13 protein-coding genes are annotated in these 16,668 nt (G+C 58.9%); all 13 read left to right on the top strand.

Going from position 1 to position 16,668, the window contains the following annotated elements; genetic code table 11:
* The first annotated feature begins 58 nt into the window (after positions 1-58).
* The 13 genes from R3E49_RS11755 to R3E49_RS11695 all read left to right on the top strand — a co-directional run bounded on the left by R3E49_RS11755 (position 59) and on the right by R3E49_RS11695 (position 16,659).
* On the top strand, positions 59-1,540 hold the full coding sequence (locus R3E49_RS11755; protein ID WP_371295223.1) for an ExeA family protein: 1,482 nt from the start codon (positions 59-61) through the stop codon (positions 1,538-1,540).
* A 142-nt stretch (positions 1,541-1,682) separates the two neighbouring features.
* The gene (locus R3E49_RS11750; RefSeq protein WP_290745863.1) at positions 1,683-2,321 is read left to right on the top strand and encodes an XrtA/PEP-CTERM system exopolysaccharide export protein; all 639 of its coding nucleotides are present in this window, start codon (positions 1,683-1,685) and stop codon (positions 2,319-2,321) included.
* Between the two features lie 41 nt (positions 2,322-2,362).
* Positions 2,363-3,901 (top strand): XrtA system polysaccharide chain length determinant, encoded by a 1,539-nt coding sequence (locus R3E49_RS11745; protein WP_371295222.1) that lies wholly within the window; start codon positions 2,363-2,365, stop codon positions 3,899-3,901.
* 58 nt (positions 3,902-3,959) lie between these two features.
* Complete coding sequence (locus R3E49_RS11740) at positions 3,960-4,931, top strand: XrtA-associated tyrosine autokinase (protein ID WP_371295221.1); 972 nt, start codon at positions 3,960-3,962, stop codon at positions 4,929-4,931.
* A complete protein-coding gene (locus R3E49_RS11735) occupies positions 4,928-6,493 on the top strand; it encodes a TIGR03016 family PEP-CTERM system-associated outer membrane protein (RefSeq protein ID WP_371295220.1) in 1,566 nt (521 codons plus the stop codon). Before R3E49_RS11740 ends, R3E49_RS11735 begins: the two co-directional genes overlap by 4 nt.
* Before the next feature lie 12 nt (positions 6,494-6,505).
* Entirely contained in the window at positions 6,506-7,639 is a 1,134-nt protein-coding gene (gene wecB / locus R3E49_RS11730) for a non-hydrolyzing UDP-N-acetylglucosamine 2-epimerase (RefSeq protein WP_371295219.1), read from the top strand.
* Positions 7,636-8,565: an XrtA system polysaccharide deacetylase gene (locus R3E49_RS11725; protein WP_371295218.1), complete on the top strand. Its 930-nt coding sequence runs from the start codon at positions 7,636-7,638 to the stop codon at positions 8,563-8,565. The genes wecB and R3E49_RS11725 overlap by 4 nt, the downstream gene beginning before the upstream one ends.
* On the top strand, positions 8,562-9,593 hold the full coding sequence (locus R3E49_RS11720; protein WP_371295217.1) for a FemAB family XrtA/PEP-CTERM system-associated protein: 1,032 nt from the start codon (positions 8,562-8,564) through the stop codon (positions 9,591-9,593). Before R3E49_RS11725 ends, R3E49_RS11720 begins: the two co-directional genes overlap by 4 nt.
* 4 nt (positions 9,594-9,597) lie before the next feature.
* Complete coding sequence (locus tag R3E49_RS11715) at positions 9,598-10,863, top strand: TIGR03087 family PEP-CTERM/XrtA system glycosyltransferase (RefSeq protein ID WP_371295216.1); 1,266 nt, start codon at positions 9,598-9,600, stop codon at positions 10,861-10,863.
* A complete protein-coding gene (gene xrtA, locus R3E49_RS11710) occupies positions 10,856-12,391 on the top strand; it encodes an exosortase A (protein ID WP_371295215.1) in 1,536 nt (511 codons plus the stop codon). Before R3E49_RS11715 ends, xrtA begins: the two co-directional genes overlap by 8 nt.
* On the top strand, positions 12,388-13,593 hold the full coding sequence (locus R3E49_RS11705; RefSeq protein WP_371295214.1) for a TIGR03088 family PEP-CTERM/XrtA system glycosyltransferase: 1,206 nt from the start codon (positions 12,388-12,390) through the stop codon (positions 13,591-13,593). The genes xrtA and R3E49_RS11705 overlap by 4 nt, the downstream gene beginning before the upstream one ends.
* 74 nt (positions 13,594-13,667) lie before the next feature.
* Positions 13,668-14,708, top strand: coding sequence for an acyltransferase family protein (locus R3E49_RS11700; RefSeq protein WP_371295213.1), 1,041 nt, complete (start codon positions 13,668-13,670; stop codon positions 14,706-14,708).
* Positions 14,709-14,751: 43 nt separating this feature from the next.
* Positions 14,752-16,659 carry an XrtA/PEP-CTERM system amidotransferase gene (locus R3E49_RS11695; RefSeq protein WP_371295212.1) on the top strand — a complete coding sequence of 636 codons (1,908 nt, stop codon included), beginning with the start codon at positions 14,752-14,754 and terminating at the stop codon, positions 16,657-16,659.
* Positions 16,660-16,668: the final 9 nt, after the last annotated feature.

Here is a 16,668-nt window from a genome sequence, read left to right as displayed (position 1 = left end):
CAATGGCTTTGCCTGCACCATTAGGGTCATAACGAGCAACCCGTAGAGACGCGTCGCCATGTACGACCAGTTCTACCGCTTCAATTCGGAGCCCTTCCGGCTCAGCCCGGACCATGCGTTTGCCTATGCGCACAAGGGCTATATCAAAGCGCGCGCCTACATGGCGTATGCGTTCATGCGTGAGGAAGGCTTCGTCATGGTCACCGGTCGCCCCGGCACCGGCAAGACCACGCTGGTCGGCGCGCTGATTGAACACCTCAGCGGCGAAAACGTGCGGGTGGCCAACCTGGTGTGCAGCCAGCTGAAAGCTGACGACTTGCTGAAGCTCGTCGCCTATGAGTTCGGGGTGGCGGTTGATGTCGTGGAAAAAGGCGAGTTGCTGCAGCGGCTCACCCAGCAGCTGCGCGCCTGGCACCGCGATGGGCGGCGTGCGCTGCTGATCGTCGATGAGGCACAGGATCTCGCAGTGTCTGCAATGGAAGAGCTGCGTCTGCTGACCAACATCCAGGTGGCTGGGAAGCCCCTGCTGCAGATCTTCCTCCTTGGCCAACCCGAGCTGCGGGAGCTGGTGCTGCGCCCGGAGCTGGAACAGGTGCACCAGCGCATCGTTGCGGCCAGCCACCTGAAGTCACTCGAGATGGAAGAAACCCGGGAGTACATTCTGCATCGCCTCGATGTCGTCGGCTGGCGGGGCGATCCGGCCTTCAGTCAGGCCGTATTCCCCTTGGTGTACAAGTTCAGTGAAGGGATACCGCGGCGTATCAACCTTATTTGCAGTCGACTGCTGCTGCACTGCGCGCTGGAGCAGCGGCATCGTGTGGAAGTCGCGGATGTGCGCGAGGTGATCGGCGAACTGCAGGACGAGCATCTGGCTGCTGGCGCCAGCTGGTCCGAGGCGGATTTTCACGGGCTGGAGGACACACCGGATGAAGAGCCTGCGGCGGCGCAGGTCGACGCCGACGCACAGCACGAGGCTGTTGACGATGCAGAGGAGGCTGCGCAGCAGCAATCGGGCGAGGCAACAACCGGAGATACTATTCAGTCGCAGGGTGCCGTTTTGCAGCAGCCGGAACAGCAGGTGGTTCGGGGGCGTCAGCACCTGACGGTGGTTGCCGGCGCCGCCGGCGTGACGGCGCGGCGCACCGGCACCGACGAATCAGTTCCAGCGCCGATACACGGGCATGTGGAGACAGAAGTCGCGGTTACCGCAGCGGTGGACGCGATGCGCGCCACGGAAACGATTGCGCCCGCTCCTGCGCCAGCATCAACAGCACAGGACGCGGCGAGTGACCAGCCTTCCGTCAAGGGGAGGCCGACACCGGGTGGAGCTACCGTGGCGTCGGGTAGGACACGGCGCGCTGCGCCCGCCAAAAAGGGGCGGGTAACGAAGCCGACCACCGCGGCGCGCGGCGGCCACAGTGCCCAGAGCCCGGGCGGGGAGCTAGGCGGGGGCTGGGTGATCGGCGGAATCCTGCTGGCGTCCATTGCCCTGGTCGCCTGGGCGGCTACCGGGTTCAGCTTCGGGTTTTTTCTGGAATAGTGGGGAAAACGGTGGGATATTGCCCATCGAATGTGGTTACCTGTTGTTACGCTGGCAGTTGTTTTTGTGCTGACGACGTGGCACCTGGCAAACGTGGTAAAACAAAATGGGCCGCCAATGGCTCGCTGAGGAGTAGAAGAAGATGAGCATATTCACCGAACTTCCAGAGGGGCGTTCGCCTGTTGCCCGCGTGCTGGCAGCGCTGATGGTCTTGACCCTGGCGGCCTGTGCCTCGCATCCACCGGCGCCGGTCGCTGAGCGGTCTGCGGCGCCAGATTACAACTATGTCATCGGTCCCGGCGATACGATGGAGATTTTCGTCTGGGGTAACCCGGAACTCACCACGACGGGCATTGTGCGTCCGGACGGCAAGTTCACCACGCGTCTGGTTGAGGATCTGCAGGCGAGTGGTCGTACCTCGACCGAACTGGCGCGTGATATCGAGAAAGCCTATGGCGATTACGTGCGCCAGCCCGTGGTCAGTGTCATCGTCAACGGGTTTGTGGGCGTGCCTGAGCAGCAGGTGCGCGTCGTGGGCGAAGCAGCAACACCCTCCAGCGTACCCTATCGACAGCACATGACGCTGCTCGACCTGATGATCGCGGTGGGCGGGATGACCGAGTTTGCCGCGGGCAATAAATCGGTACTGGTACGTACCCACGGTGGCACGCAGGACTCCTACGGCCTGCGTCTGGATGACCTTCTGAAGAAGGGCGACATCTCGGCGAACATGGCGCTGCAGCCCGGCGATATCGTCATCATTTCCGAGAGCTGGTTCTGATGAGTCGGGTGCGGTTCCGGTCGGTCGCGGAGTAGCGAGCCATGCAGGATGTGTTTGCGCAACTGGTCAGCTATGTGCTGGGCGTCTGGCGACACCGCTGGCTCGCGCTCGGCACGGCCTGGGTGTTGGCCCTCACGGGCTGGGCTTACGTCTGGCAGATGCCGGAGTCCTACGTGGCGACGGCCCGCATGCACGTGGATACGAACTCCGTCCTGCGCCCACTCATGCGTGGGCTCACCATCACGCCGGACATAAACCAGCGTATCCAGATGATGAGCCAGACGCTGCTCAGCCGGCCGAATATGGAGCGGCTGGCGCGCATGACCGATCTGGACCTCGGGGCGACCACGGAGGTCGAGAAAGAAGCGTTGATCAAGCGTATGCAGGAGTCCATTGGGCTGTCCGGCAGTCGTGGCAACACCTCGCTCTATACCATTTCCGTGACGGACCCAGACCGGGAGACCGCCCGGCGCGTGGCGCAGGCGCTGATCACGGTGTTCATCGAAAACTCCATGAGTGACAAACGCGAGGACAGTTCCGACGCGCAGAGCTTCCTGCAACAGCAAATCGCAGAGTCGGAGCAGCGGCTGGTCGAGGCCGAGCGCCGGCTGGCCATGTTCAAGCAACAGAATGTCGACGTGTTGCCCGGGGGCGGCGGGGACTACTACAGCCGCCTGCAGGAAACCCGGGGTGCTTTGCAGCAGGCGCAGCTGCAATTGCGCGAAGTCGAGAACCGCCGCCGTGAGTTGCAGCGCCAAATCGAGGGTGAGGACCCTGTGTTTATAGCGGGAGGCTCCTCCGGCATGGCGCAGTCGCCGCTGGATGCCCGGGTGCAGTCCCTGCAGCTGCAGATGGACGGATTGCTGGCGCGTTATACGGCGAAGCACCCCGAAGTCGTGCGCCTGCGCGGTCTTATCGAGGAGTTGGAGGCGGAGCGGCAGGCGGAGTACGCGCGCATGCGGGAACAGCCCGGTGCCTCGTTCAGTGGCCTGGCCAGCAGCCCGGTCTACCAGGGCATGCGCAGCATGCTGGCGCAGACCGAAGCCGAAGCCGCCGAGCTGCGGGTGCGCGTCGCCGAATTCGAGCGCCGTGCCGACGAGTTGGCGGCGAAGGTGAATCAGATTCCCGAAGTTGAAGCCGAGCTGAAGCAACTGAATCGCGATTACGATGTGATCGCACGGCAGCATCAGCAGATGCTGGAGCGGCGTGAGTCCGCGCGGTTGTCCGGCGATGTGGAAAGCACGGGTGGTGAAGTCAGCTTCCGCGTTATCGATCCGCCGTTTGTGCCGCGTAAACCCAGCAAGCCCAACAAGCTGCTGTTGAACGCCGGCGTGCTGATCGTTGCGCTGGGTGCGGGTGTGGGCGTGGCACTGCTGCTGACGCTGGTGCATCCGATTGTGACCGACGCCCGCATGCTGGCACATTCGACGGGTTTGCCCCTGTTGGGCACCGTCACCTGGAACAAGTCGCCGGAGGAAAAGCGCAGCAGCCTGTGGCGTCTGGCGGGGTTTGCGGTGTGCGGCGGGGCCTTGTTGGTCGCGTTTGCCGGTGTGCTCATCGCGCCGGGGATGACAGCATGATGTCCGTTATCGGGGCCGGTTCGGCTGACAGCAGGCCCAGGGGCCGGAGAGCAGAACAATGAGTACAATCGAGAAAGCCCTCAGCCAGATGGAGGCGGCCAAGAAGTCGCAGCCCCCGCAGCCTGAGCCGCAGAATACGGTGGAGCGGGCCGGCGTAAGCGAGCCGCAGCAGGCCACCGTCGCAGAGCAGCGCGACGAGGACTCTGACTGGCAAAGTGGCGCCGAAGTGCATATTCCCTTCGATGCGCTGCATGCTCAGGGTTTTCTTACGCCCGCGATTCCGCGTAGTGCTATCGCCGAGGAGTTTCGCGCCATCAAGCGGCCTCTGCTGAAAAACGCCTCTGGCGCGTCACCCACGCCCATTCCCAATGCCAACCTGATTATGGTCACCAGCGCCTTGCAGGGGGATGGCAAGACGTTTTCATCGATCAATCTGGCGATGAGTATCGCCATGGAGCGGGACAAGACCGTCTTGTTTGTCGATGCGGATGTGCTCAAGGCCACGGCTGGGCACCGTCTGGGCATTCCCGCTGGTACACCGGGCCTGCTTGATGTCCTGCGTCGCGATGCGAAACCGGAAGACGTCATACTGCGCACCAACATGGAAAAGCTGCGCGTCTTGCCCGCTGGCACCGCCGACGAACATTCCACAGAGCTGTTGGCCAGTGAAAACATGCACCAGTTTATGCTGGAGCTCTCCGCCCGTTACCCCGATCGCATCATCGTCTTTGATTCACCGCCACTGCTGCTCACCACCGAGGCGGGCGTGCTGGCCAGTTTTATGGGGCAGATTGTGTTTGTCGCCTCGGCAGACATTACGCCGCAACACGCGGTCAAGGAGGCGCTGGAACACATCGGCGCCGACAAGATGGTGGCGGTCATGTTGAACCGCGCCTCGCGCCGGCGCATGGGTCTGTTCGGTATGGGTGTCGGCTACGGCTACGGGTATGGCTACGGGTATGGTTATGGTGGCCGTGCCGAGGCCGCCGAGGCGGCGGATCAGGATGCAGCGAGGGCCATGAACCCGTGAAGAGTCCACAGAAAGCCGGCTTAGCAGTCCGTGGGCGCGTACAACCCACCGTCACCTATCGCAGCGACGGGCGCCACTGTGGCCCGACGCTCGCTCTCACCGCGCTGGCGGGATTACTGGCAACGCTGCCGGCACTCTCCGCGGATTGGGAAACCAACGCGGGCATGTCGGTGGGTGGCTACTACTCCGACAATATTTGCCTGGCACCGAACGACAAGGAAGGCAAGGCGGTGGCGACAGCGCGGCCCGATGTCAGCGTCACCGGGCGCGGCGCACGCGGCAACCTGAACCTGCAGGCGGCGGTTGAGTACAATTCGCTGGGGGACAGCGACCTCGAGTGTGAAACCGGCCAGGCCTCGAATCTGAGCAACCGCAAGTCCTTCATTCCGAGTGTGCGTTTCAACAGCGACTACGAGCTGGTGGAGAACTGGCTGCAACTGGATGCCGCGGCCTCTGCACGGGAAAATGCGCTGAACCCCTTCGGCCCACCCGGCACCGGCAATGGCCGAGACAATACCAACATCGTCTACGACTATACGGTAGGTGCGCTGTTGCAGCGCCGGCTGGCGCAGGCGGCCAACCTGCGTCTGCGCTACGCGTATAACGAGCAGTTCAATGACGCCGATATCTACGGCAACAGCGATGAAGATCGCGTAGAATTCGACCTCGACTCTCTGCCGGGAACGGGGCGCCTGAGTGCCGGGCTCGGCGGTCAGTACAGCAAGATCAACTACGAAGCCACGGACTTCCAGCCGGCTTTCGACAATGAGCTGTCCAATGCCGAGTTCCGCCTCGGTTTCCAGGTGCTGGACAGCCTGCAGTTGAATGGCCTCGCGGGTGAGGAATGGAACGAGTTCACCAGCCAGCGAGACGATATCGATGGCAGCTACTGGGATGTGGGTGTTCGCTGGACGCCCAACTCCCGGGTGGAAGTCAATGTCGGCACGGGCGAGCGCTTTTTTGGCAGCACCCCCCGGGCAGATATCCGCTACCGCCACAAGCGCAGCGAGTTGAGCGCCAGCTACGTGCGCACACTCACCCTGCCGCGCACGCTGCGTGGCGCCGATGCCAGCCTGGTCGACCCGAATGACCCGTTTGGCCCCGGCTTTGGGGAGTTGCCCGGCGATTTGTTGGGCAACGAAGGGTTGCCGACATTCATCGGGAATTCGCCGGTGTTGGACGAGCGCTTTGAGTTGCGCTACCGATTCGAGGCGCGCAGGAGTTCAGCGACGTTTTCTGCGTCGGATTCGCAGCAGCAGCGTGCGGACGATGGCGCAAAGGGAACGTTCAGGGACGCGGGGGTCACGTTTACGCGCAATCTGTCCAGTACGCTGTCGGTCAACGCACGCCTGCGCTGGGACGAGCGTGAGGGAGAGGGCGGGAACTTTGGCGGCTTTGGCCAAAACAGCGAAAGCTGGCTGGCTGGCCTGGGCCTTACGCGCCAGCTCGGCAATGACACCACACTGACCTTGGCCTACCAGTTCCTGACACAGGATTCAGACTTCGCGCTGAATAACTACGACGAGAACCGGATAACGTTCAACGTCAGACACGCCTTCTAGGACGTCTCGATCATGAGTGAACAGACAGGCGCGCACATTCTCTGTGTAGTAGGTGCGCGGCCCAACTTCATGAAGATCGCCCCCATCATGCGTGCCTTCAACGCGGCCGGGAGCGGACTCCGCGCCAGCCTTGTGCACACGGGGCAGCACTACGATGCGGCGATGAAGCACGCCTTTTTCGAGCAGTTGCACATTCCGGAGCCCGATGTCGACCTGGGAGTGGGCTCTGGCACGCACGCCGAGCAGACGGCCCAGATCATGCTCAAGTTTGAGCCTGTGCTGGATGCGCAGCAGCCGGATGCGGTGTTAGTGGTGGGGGACGTCAATTCCACTATTGCCTGTGCCCTGGTCGCGGTGAAAAAGGGTATACCAGTTATTCATGTTGAAGCGGGCTTGCGCAGTGGAGACCGCGGTATGCCGGAGGAGATCAATCGCATCCTCACGGATCAGCTGTCCGACCTGCTGTTCACGACGGAGATGTCCGCGGCTGACAACCTGGAGCGCGAGGGCATCAGCCGGGACAAGGTGTTCTTTGTCGGTAACGTGATGATCGATACCCTGCGCTACAATCTGGCGTCGGCGACACCCTCAGCCAGCACGCTGGCCGAGGCGGGCCCCCGCTTCACAGAGGGCTACGGTTTGCTCACCCTGCACCGTCCCTCCAATGTGGATGATCCCACGGTGCTGCGGCGCCTGCTGACGGAACTCGTCGATATCAGTCGCGAGACGCCGCTGGTGTTTCCAGTGCACCCGCGCACGCGCGCCCGCATCCGTGACGCGGGCCTCGATGCCGTGATCGCTGGGGCGGATATCCTCCTGCTGCCGCCACAGGGTTACCTGGAAATGCTCGGCCTGATGCGCGATGCGCGTGTCGTGCTGACGGATTCCGGTGGCATCCAGGAAGAAACCACGGCCCTGGGTGTGCCGTGTATCACGCTGCGCGAGAGCACAGAGCGGCCAATTACCGTTGAACAGGGCACGAACACCGTTGTCGGCACAGAGTCTGCGGCCATCCGCAAGGCCTACCGTGAGGTGATTCAGGGGGGCGGCAAGGCGGGCCGCCAGCCTGAGTACTGGGATGGCCAGGCCGCACAGCGCATCGCATCCATTCTGGCGCGCTGGTGTGGGGGTGCGCGACAAGCATGAGTGTTGCATCGGCTGGCACAGTGAACGCCATGACGGTGGATGTAGAGGACTATTTCCAGGTTTCCGCGTTTGAGTCGCAGGTGAGTCGCGCAGAGTGGGAGACGACCCCGCTGCGTGTGCAGGCCAATGTCGAGCGCATCCTGGCACTGTTCGATAGACATGACGTCAAGGCCACCTTCTTTACGCTTGGCTGGGTGGCGGAGCGCCACCCCGAGATGGTGCGCCGGATAGTCGCTGAAGGCCATGAGCTTGCCAGTCACGGTTGGGAGCACACACGGGTCACCACCCAGCAGCCCCCGGCATTCCTCGATGATGTGTGGCGTACCAAGGCCCTGCTGGAAGACATCGCCGGTGTTGAGGTCAAGGGTTATCGCGCGGCCAGCTACTCCATCGGTCGCGACAACCTCTGGGCCCTGGATACGCTGGCTGATGCGGGCTATCGCTACAGTTCCAGCATCGCGCCTATCCGACATGACCTCTACGGGATGCCGGAAGCGCCACGTTTTGCCTTTTCCGCGGCGTCGGGCCGGCTGGCGGAAATTCCCGTGACCACGCTGCCCCTCGCCGGGCGCAATATCAACTGTGGCGGCGGAGGCTGGTTCCGCCTGTTTCCCTACGCGTTCTCACGTTGGGCGCTACGCCGGATCAACCACAGAGAAGCCCAGAGTGCCCACTTCTATTTCCACCCCTGGGAAATCGATCCTGAACAACCCCGGCCGCCGGGTTTGACCGCCCGCACACGCTTTCGCCACTACCTGAACCTGGGCCGGATGGAGTCACGCCTGCAGCGGCTGCTGGGTGATTTTCGCTGGGACCGTATGGATCGCGTATTTGCCCCGGCGATAGCCGCGCCGGAAACGTTGCCGCAGCCGGCCTTTGGCGCCTCAGGCGCCCGTGGCGGTCTGCGGCAGGAGGTGGGCGCGTGACGGTGCGGGTGCGCTGTGCAGAAGCCGCTGACGAGCCGGCCTGGGAGCGGTTCGTACAGCAATGCCCGCAGGCCACCTTCTTTCATCGCTTCGGTTGGAAACGGGTGCTGGAAGGCGCCTTGCGACATCGCTGCCATTTTTTGCTGGCCGAGGAAAATGGGGCCGTGGTGGGCGTCCTGCCGCTCGCGGAGGTGCGCAGTCGTCTGTTCGGATACAAACTGGCCGGCCTGCCTTTCTGTGTGTATGGGGGAATCGCCTCAGCGCATGAACAGGCCGCTGGCGTGTTGCGGCGCGAGGCCGAGGCTCTGGCCGTGCGCCTCGGTGTAGATGCCCTGGAACTGCGCAATTGCGCAAGCAGTGATAGCGGGTGGCCTGTGAAAGAGCTTTATTACACCTTTCGCAAGCCAATCACCGCGGATAACGATGCCAACCTCAAGGCCATCCCCAATCGCCAGCGCGCCATGATTCGCAAAGGTATTCAGGAAGGGCTGGAGGGCGAGGAGGTCGAGGGCACCCAGCGCCTGTATCGCGTGTATGCAGAGAGTGTGCGCAATCTGGGTACTCCGGTGTTCAGCCGACGCTACCTTGACGCACTGCGCGCCGAGTTTGCAGGAGATTGCCGCGTGCTGATGATTCGCCAGGGCGACGAGGATGTCGCCGGGGTGATGAGCTTCTATTTCCGCAACGAGGTATTGCCCTACTACGGCGGCAGCATCGCCCGCGCTCGCAGCATTCGTGGTTGTAACCATTTCATGTACTGGGACCTGATGCGTCGCAGTGCCGAAGAGGGCGTAACGCTGTATGACTTCGGACGCAGCAAGCGCGACACAGGGCCTTTCGACTTCAAGAAAAACTGGGGTTTCCAGCCGCAACCGCTGCCTTACGAATATTTTCTGGTCAACAGCGATCAGGTGCCTGACGTCAACCCCAGTAACCCGAAGTACCGCTTGTTGGTGAATGCCTGGCAGCGACTGCCCTTGCCGGTTGCCAACCTGTTGGGGCCACCGTTGGCCCGCAGTCTGGGATAGGCGCATGGGAGACACGCCGAAGCCCCCGCTGCTGTTTTTGTGCCACCGTATCCCTTATCCACCCAACAAGGGTGACAAGATTCGTTCGTTCCATCTCCTGCATCACCTGAGCCAGCATTTCGATATCCATCTGGGCAGCTTTGTGGATGACCCGGACGACTGGCCCTGGGTGCCGGAACTGGAGAAATATTGCGCGAGTGTGTTTCTGCGGCCGCTCAACGCGCGGCTGGCCACCTTGCGCAGCGTCTTGGGGTTTCTCACCGGTGAAGCGCTTTCGGTTCCCTACTATCGCGATAGGCAAATGCGGCACTGGGCAGAACGTACCACGCAGCAGTGCGGCATCGAGCACGCCATTGTCTATTCATCTTCCATGGCGCAGTTTCTGCCCGCCCAGGGTGCTGCGTTCAAGCGCAAGGTCATCGATTTTGTGGATGTTGATTCAGACAAATGGCAACAGTATGCGGCGCAGAAGCCATGGCCCCTGAGCTGGGTGTACCGTCGCGAGGCGCGCTGCCTGCTGGCGCTGGAACAGGCGCTCGCGGACCAGTTCGACGCGGGGCTGTTTGTCTCATCAGCCGAGGCTGACTTGTTTCACAGGCTTTCCCCACAGACCGCACATAAAATCGGGTTTTACAACAATGGGGTGAACTGTGACTACTTTGATCCCGACTTTGACGAAGCTGGCCCTCGGATCAACCCTTATGCCGAGGGCAGCATCCCATTGGTATTTACGGGCGCAATGGACTACTGGCCAAACGTCGATGCAGTAGTCTGGTTTGTAGAAAGTGTGCTGCCTGAACTACTTCGCGTAAACCCAAAAATTACGTTCACTATTGTAGGTGGTAGTCCTGTGCGCTCTGTGCGGCGATTATCGCAACACCCCAGTGTTGCGGTAACCGGACGTGTTGCCGATGTGAGGCCCTTTTTGAAGTACGCCATGGCAGCAGTTGCACCAATGCGGATCGCGCGCGGGGTTCAAAACAAAGTGCTAGAAGCCATGGCGATGGCGTGCCCAGTCCTTGTTAGCGATAAAGGTTTGGAGGGTATAGCCGCAACCGATCGTGAGGAAGTGCTCTTGGCGGAGACAGCAGATGACTACCAGGAGATCATTACTGCCCTCTTGAACGATGAGTATCCGCTTATTGGAGAAAGGGCACGCCAATGTGTAGTAAAAGGATTCAGCTGGCAGCAAAACCTGCCAGAAGTTGTCTTGTTGTTGGCTAACGAAAAGCAAATGCCGTGCTATGCGAGGGATTGCCCGAATGTTTGACACAAGTGTTCAGTTGGGCAGGTGGCGTCAAACCTACTCTGGTGTGATCTTGCCAGCACTCTACTTCCTCGCCGTGTTGTCTGTGTTTCACGAGACAGTGATGTCAATGGTTAAGGTTTGGGTGGAGGGGGAGACCTTCGCTCACGGCTTTCTGGTTCTTCCAATCAGCTTGTGGTTGATCGGAAGACAGAGAGCCGCTCTAGTAGGGCAAAATGTAAACCCTTCTCCTTGGGTAATAGTGTTGACGTTCTTGGGCGCTCTCCTTTGGCTGGCTGGCTGGCTGGTTGACGTGAATCTGGTTCAACAGCTTGCCTTGGTATGGATTGCGGTCACCGGAATTTGGGCGCTTATCGGCACTGAACTGGCCAAGCGTATCGCTTTTCCCCTGTGTTTCCTGTTTTTAGCTGTGCCGATGGGGGAGGGCCTGATACCCCCTTTGATGGAGTTAACAGCAGACAGCACTGAATATCTTGTGCGTCTAAGCGGAATTCCAGTCTACCGAGAGGGAATGTACCTGACGTTGCCCACCGGCCACTGGTCGGTCGTGGAGGCTTGCAGTGGGGTTCGTTATCTTATCGCATCCTTCACCCTTGGGTTGCTATATGCCTACTTAAGTTATCGCAGTCTACGCACACAGATAATTTTTATCGTGTTCGCTATCTTGCTGCCAGTGGTAGCGAATAGCCTGCGCGCCTATGGAATCGTTATGATTGGGCACCTTTCCGGGATGGAATTGGCAACCGGGGTCGATCATCTCATCTATGGTTGGGTGTTCTTTGGCGTTGTCATGCTTCTCCTCTTTTGGGTTGGCAGTTTTTGGCAAGAAGCAGAGCCCCAATTCCTGGTGAGCGAAAGTGACGCTGGGAACACTTTTGTTGACCGCACCACGTCCTTCTCCCAGCCGAAAGTACTCCTGCTGTTACTGCTGGTGCTCATTGCGGCGCCAGGATTCTCAGGCGTTTTTGCCTCAAACCAGTTGGAGAGTGCGCAAGCATTGCAGCCGGCGAAGCCTGCTCCCGGTTGGATCATTACCAAGGATCCACAGTGGGAATGGCTTCCAAATCAGAATGGGGCAGACCGAGTAACGCATGAATACTACCTTGGTGAGTCAATAGTTATGGTAGGGCTATACCAATATCTGAATCAGGTACCAGGTGCCGAGTTAGTTAGTAGCGGCGAGGCTTGGAGAATAGATCGATCTCTTTGGCGCTTGGTCAAAGAGCAGACACGTCAAGTCAACGTGGGTGTAGAGGACATTTATGTTGATGAAGCCGAACTGGCGAAATCATCGGAACAACTGAGACTACTCGTTTGGAGCTTCTATAGGGTTGGCAGCGAATACACAGCCAACCCGTACCGCGTAAAAGTCTTGGAAGCCAAGCAAGTTCTCTTTGAAGGTCGTAGAGTGGGAAGCCGGCTCTTCCTTGCGACTCCTTTGGTAAAGGATAAGGATGAGTCACGCCGTGTGCTTGAGAATTTTATGCATAGCCATCTACGCAACATAGAAGATGCGCTGAATAAGAAATGACCGCGAGCACTAACACCCCGCCTCTTGTTGTCCATGTTATTTTTGCATTGGGCACCGGTGGTCTGGAAAATGGTTTGATAAACATTATCAATCGATGCCCTCCCGAGCGGTATCGGCACACCATTATCTGCCTGACGCGTAGTGAAGAGTTTGCGGGACGAATCAGGATGCCCGGCGTTGAGGTAATTGAGCTGCACAAAAAACCAGGGCACGACCTGCGTATGTATTGGCGATTGTGGCGTACGCTACGTCGCTTGCGGCCTGCTATTGTGCACACACGTAACCTTGCTGCCCTTGAGACGCAGGCGTTGGGTTTATTGTTGACGGGCTGTAAGCGGGTGCACGGTGAGCATGGCAGGGATGTGAGTGACCTTGATGGCAGCAATTCCAAGTACAAGCTGTTGCGTAGGGCCCTGAGCCCGTTGATCCATCGATTCATCGCGGTCAGCCGTGACCTTGCTGACTGGTTGGTTACCGCTGTGGGCATCCCCGACGACAAAGTCGTGCAGATATACAACGGGGTGGCGCATGACAGGTTTTCGCCGCGGAGTATGAAAAATGGCGATTCTTGTCTGGCAAGCGGCACCGCAGAGATCGCAGTGTCGGGTATGCCCGAAGGCTTTTGGGGTGGCACGGAGTGTAGAGTCGTCGGTACTGTAGGGCGGCTTGCGGCGGTAAAGGACCAAAGGACCCTTCTGCTCGCTTTTGCCGAGGTATTGCGTTCGAGCCCTCAGCAAAGGAACAGCCTGCGCTGTATACTCGTCGGCGATGGGCCCGAACGTTCCGCGCTGGAGAACCTGATTGCAGAACTGGGGATAGAGGGCAGCGTCTGGATGGCTGGTGACCGGGACGACATACCTGAGCTGCTAGCGTGTCTGGATGTGTTCGTATTGCCTTCTCTGGGTGAAGGCATTTCCAACACTGTTCTGGAGGCCATGGCCAGTGGTTTGCCTGTTGTCGCCACTCGTGTAGGTGGCAACCCAGAACTGGTGGAGGATGGGGTTACTGGACTGCTGGTCCCGGTGGGTGATGTAACAGCATTGGCGAATGCACTACTGACACTAGTCGAAGACCCCGCGCAGTGCGAGCAAATGGCTCACGCCGCTGTGCGGCGTGTACAACGGGATTTTGACTGGGAGGCCACGGTCGCCGCGTACTTAGAAGTTTACGACGTACTACTAGGCACCACTGGTGCTCGATGAAATGCATGCATTTCTAATTTGCCTTTACCGTGTATTTAGTTTGCATTCGATGATCAGTCTCGAGGCGTAATCAGGTGTTCGGAATATATAGAACAGTTCTTGCTCTTTTGGTAGTGCTCCAGCATCTGGGAGAGGTTCCTGTAGTAGGCAAATATGCTGTCTTTGGCTTTTATATTCTTAGCGGTTACCTGATGACAGCAATAATGCATCATAACTACGGTTTTTCGTCTCAGGGTATTTTTCGGTATGCAGTTAATCGTGGTCTCAGGATCTACCCCGTTTATTGGGTCGCATGTTTGTTTACTCTTGGTCTGATGTTTCTTTTCGGAGTGAGCACGATTACTGATTTTCATAGTGCAATGCGTTACCCGAGTACATTCAACGAAATAGTCAAGAATGCGTTTATTTTGTTCCCAGATCTGAGCTCTGCCCGTCTCTCTCCGCCGGCATGGGCTTTGACAGTAGAGTTGTTCTTCTACGCTCTTATAGGATTTGGGTTGTCGAGAAGTATGAATCTCGTTATTGTCTGGTTCTTCTGCAGTGTCCTCTATCATGTAACTGCAAGCTCGCCATTTTTCCCGTGGTCAGACACATATTTTTCTTTTGCCGCTGCCAGCCTGCCTTTTTCCACGGGAGCATTAATATTCTTTCAACGCCATCGCTTTCGAGCATTTGTAATCAGGAATCAGGTATCAATACTAGCCACACTTTCGCTATGCTTTATCCTGAACTCCTTTTTTGTAAATTTCTTGGTTTGGAAGAATATCGGATTTTACCTCAGTTTCGTTATCTGCTCTTTTCTTGTGCTGGCCCTTTCGTTTGTGGATTTACAGGGTTCAGCGAAGGTGATCGACAAGTGGGTTGGGGATTTAAGCTATCCCATCTACTTGATGCATTTTCAGGTTGGTTTTCTTTGTATTGCTTTCTTTCAGCTTATTGGTTTCTCTGCCGATCTTTCGTCACCAGTGCCATTTTTAATAGCTGTGATAGTAACATTGGCGGTCTCACAGGTCGTGGTTGTAGCACTGCAATCGCCAATTGACAGGGTCCGTGATCTTGTTCGTACCGCTGGTCGCTCAACGGACGATTCACCTCGGGAGGTTTCGGCTAAATGAATTGCCGATCAAGCCGATTTTTCCCAGTATTCAGGACCTGACTATGTGTGGCATTGCCGGTATTTTTGATCTGACCCAGCAGCGCGAGCCGGATCGTGCTTTGCTCGAAGCCATGAATCAGACCCAGTTTCATCGCGGCCCTGATGAGGGCGGTGTTTTCCTGGCGCCTGGGGTCGGCCTCGCTCACCGCAGGCTGTCCATTATTGATCTGGCCAGTGGGCAGCAGCCCATGTTCAGTGCGGATAACACACTCTGTGTTGTCTATAACGGGGAAATCTACAACTTCAAAGCGCTTGCCAGTGAGTTGGAAGCGCTCGGTTTCCACTTTCGCACGCACTGTGACACCGAGGTCATTCTCTATGCCTGGCAAGCCTGGGGTGAGCGCTGTGTAGAGCGTTTCCGCGGTATGTTCGCCTTTGCCGTGTACGATTCGAATACCCGCAGCCTGTTTCTCGCCAGGGATCGGTTCGGCATTAAGCCCCTCTTCTACAGTGTGCTGGCAGATGGGCAGCTGGTATTCGGTTCCGAGCTCAAGGTGATCAAGGCGCACCCCGGGCTGCCCCGCGCGTTACAGCCACAGGCTGTCGAGGATTATTTCGCACTGGGATATGTGCCGGAGCCGAAAACCATCTATCGCGATGTATTCAAGTTGCGCCCTGGCCACACGATGTTGTTCCGTCATGGCGAGCCCGTGCCCGCACAAAATCAGTTCTGGGATATTCCCTTCAAGCCGGTGACGGTGGCGAGTGAGGCCGATCTGCAGGCCGAGTTGATCGCCAGGCTGCGGGAGGCGGTGCAGGTGCGCATGGTGGCCGAAGTGCCGCTGGGTGCCTTCCTTTCGGGCGGTGTGGATTCCAGCGCGGTTGTAGCGATGATGGCGGAGTTGCAGAGCGATCCGGTAAACACCTGTGCTATCGGATTTGATGTCAAGCAGTTCAATGAAACCGAGTATGCCGCACGCGTCGCAGAGCGTTATCACACCAACCACTTTCAGGAAATCGTTAGTAGCGAGGACTTTGATCTTCTTGACGAGCTCGCCGCGCTCTACGATGAACCCTACGCCGACAGTTCGGCGATTCCCACCTACCGTGTGTGTCAGCTGGCCAAAAAACGGGTGACGGTGGCCCTGTCAGGTGATGGCGGTGATGAACACTTTGCGGGCTACCGGCGCTATCGCTGGCATATGCACGAAGAGCGTTTGCGGCAGGCGCTCCCATTGGGCCTGCGCAAACCCGTCTTTGGCGCTCTTGGCCGGTTGTATCCCAAGGCGGATTGGGCGCCCCGGGTATTCCGTGCAAAAACAACCTTTCAGGCGCTGGCGCGAAACTCGGTGCAGGCCTACCTGCATTCGGTGTCGATCTGCAGCGATGAGCAGCGTGCTGCACTGTTCAGCGACAACTTCAAGCGCGAATTGCAGGGCTATTCGGTACACAGCGTATTTGATGAACATGCGGCTAACAGCCCCACCGACGATCCGCTGTCGATGATTCAGTACCTGGACATGAAAACCTACCTGGTGGGCGACATCCTGACCAAGGTGGACCGCGCCAGCATGGCCCATGCGCTGGAAGTGCGGGTACCCCTGCTGGATCACCCGCTGACCGAATGGGTTTCCGGCTTGTCCCCGGAATGGAAACTGCGCGGCCAGGAAGGGAAGTATCTGTTGAAGAAGTCACTCGAGTCCCGCCTGCCGCAGGATGTGCTGTACCGCGACAAGATGGGCTTTGGTGTGCCACTGGCCAAGTGGTTCCGCGGCCCGCTGAAGGAACGTTTACGGAAGGATCTCCTGGAGTCCGGCGGCCTCGCGGCCACCGGGCTGTTCAATCAGAAGTATCTGGCGCGACTGTTTGATGAGCACCAGTCCGGACGACGCGATCACAGTGCCCCGTTGTGGAGCCTGTTGATGTTCCAGGCCACGGTGCGTGATGACCAGTTTGTGGTAGCGGCGTGAGCGGAGGCC

Origin of the sequence: Haliea sp., assembly GCF_041395985.1 — a bacterium.
Taxonomy (GTDB): Bacteria; Pseudomonadota; Gammaproteobacteria; order Pseudomonadales; family Halieaceae; genus Haliea.
Note: the sequence above shows the minus strand (reverse complement) of the source record. Positions and strands in the feature narration are given on the sequence as shown.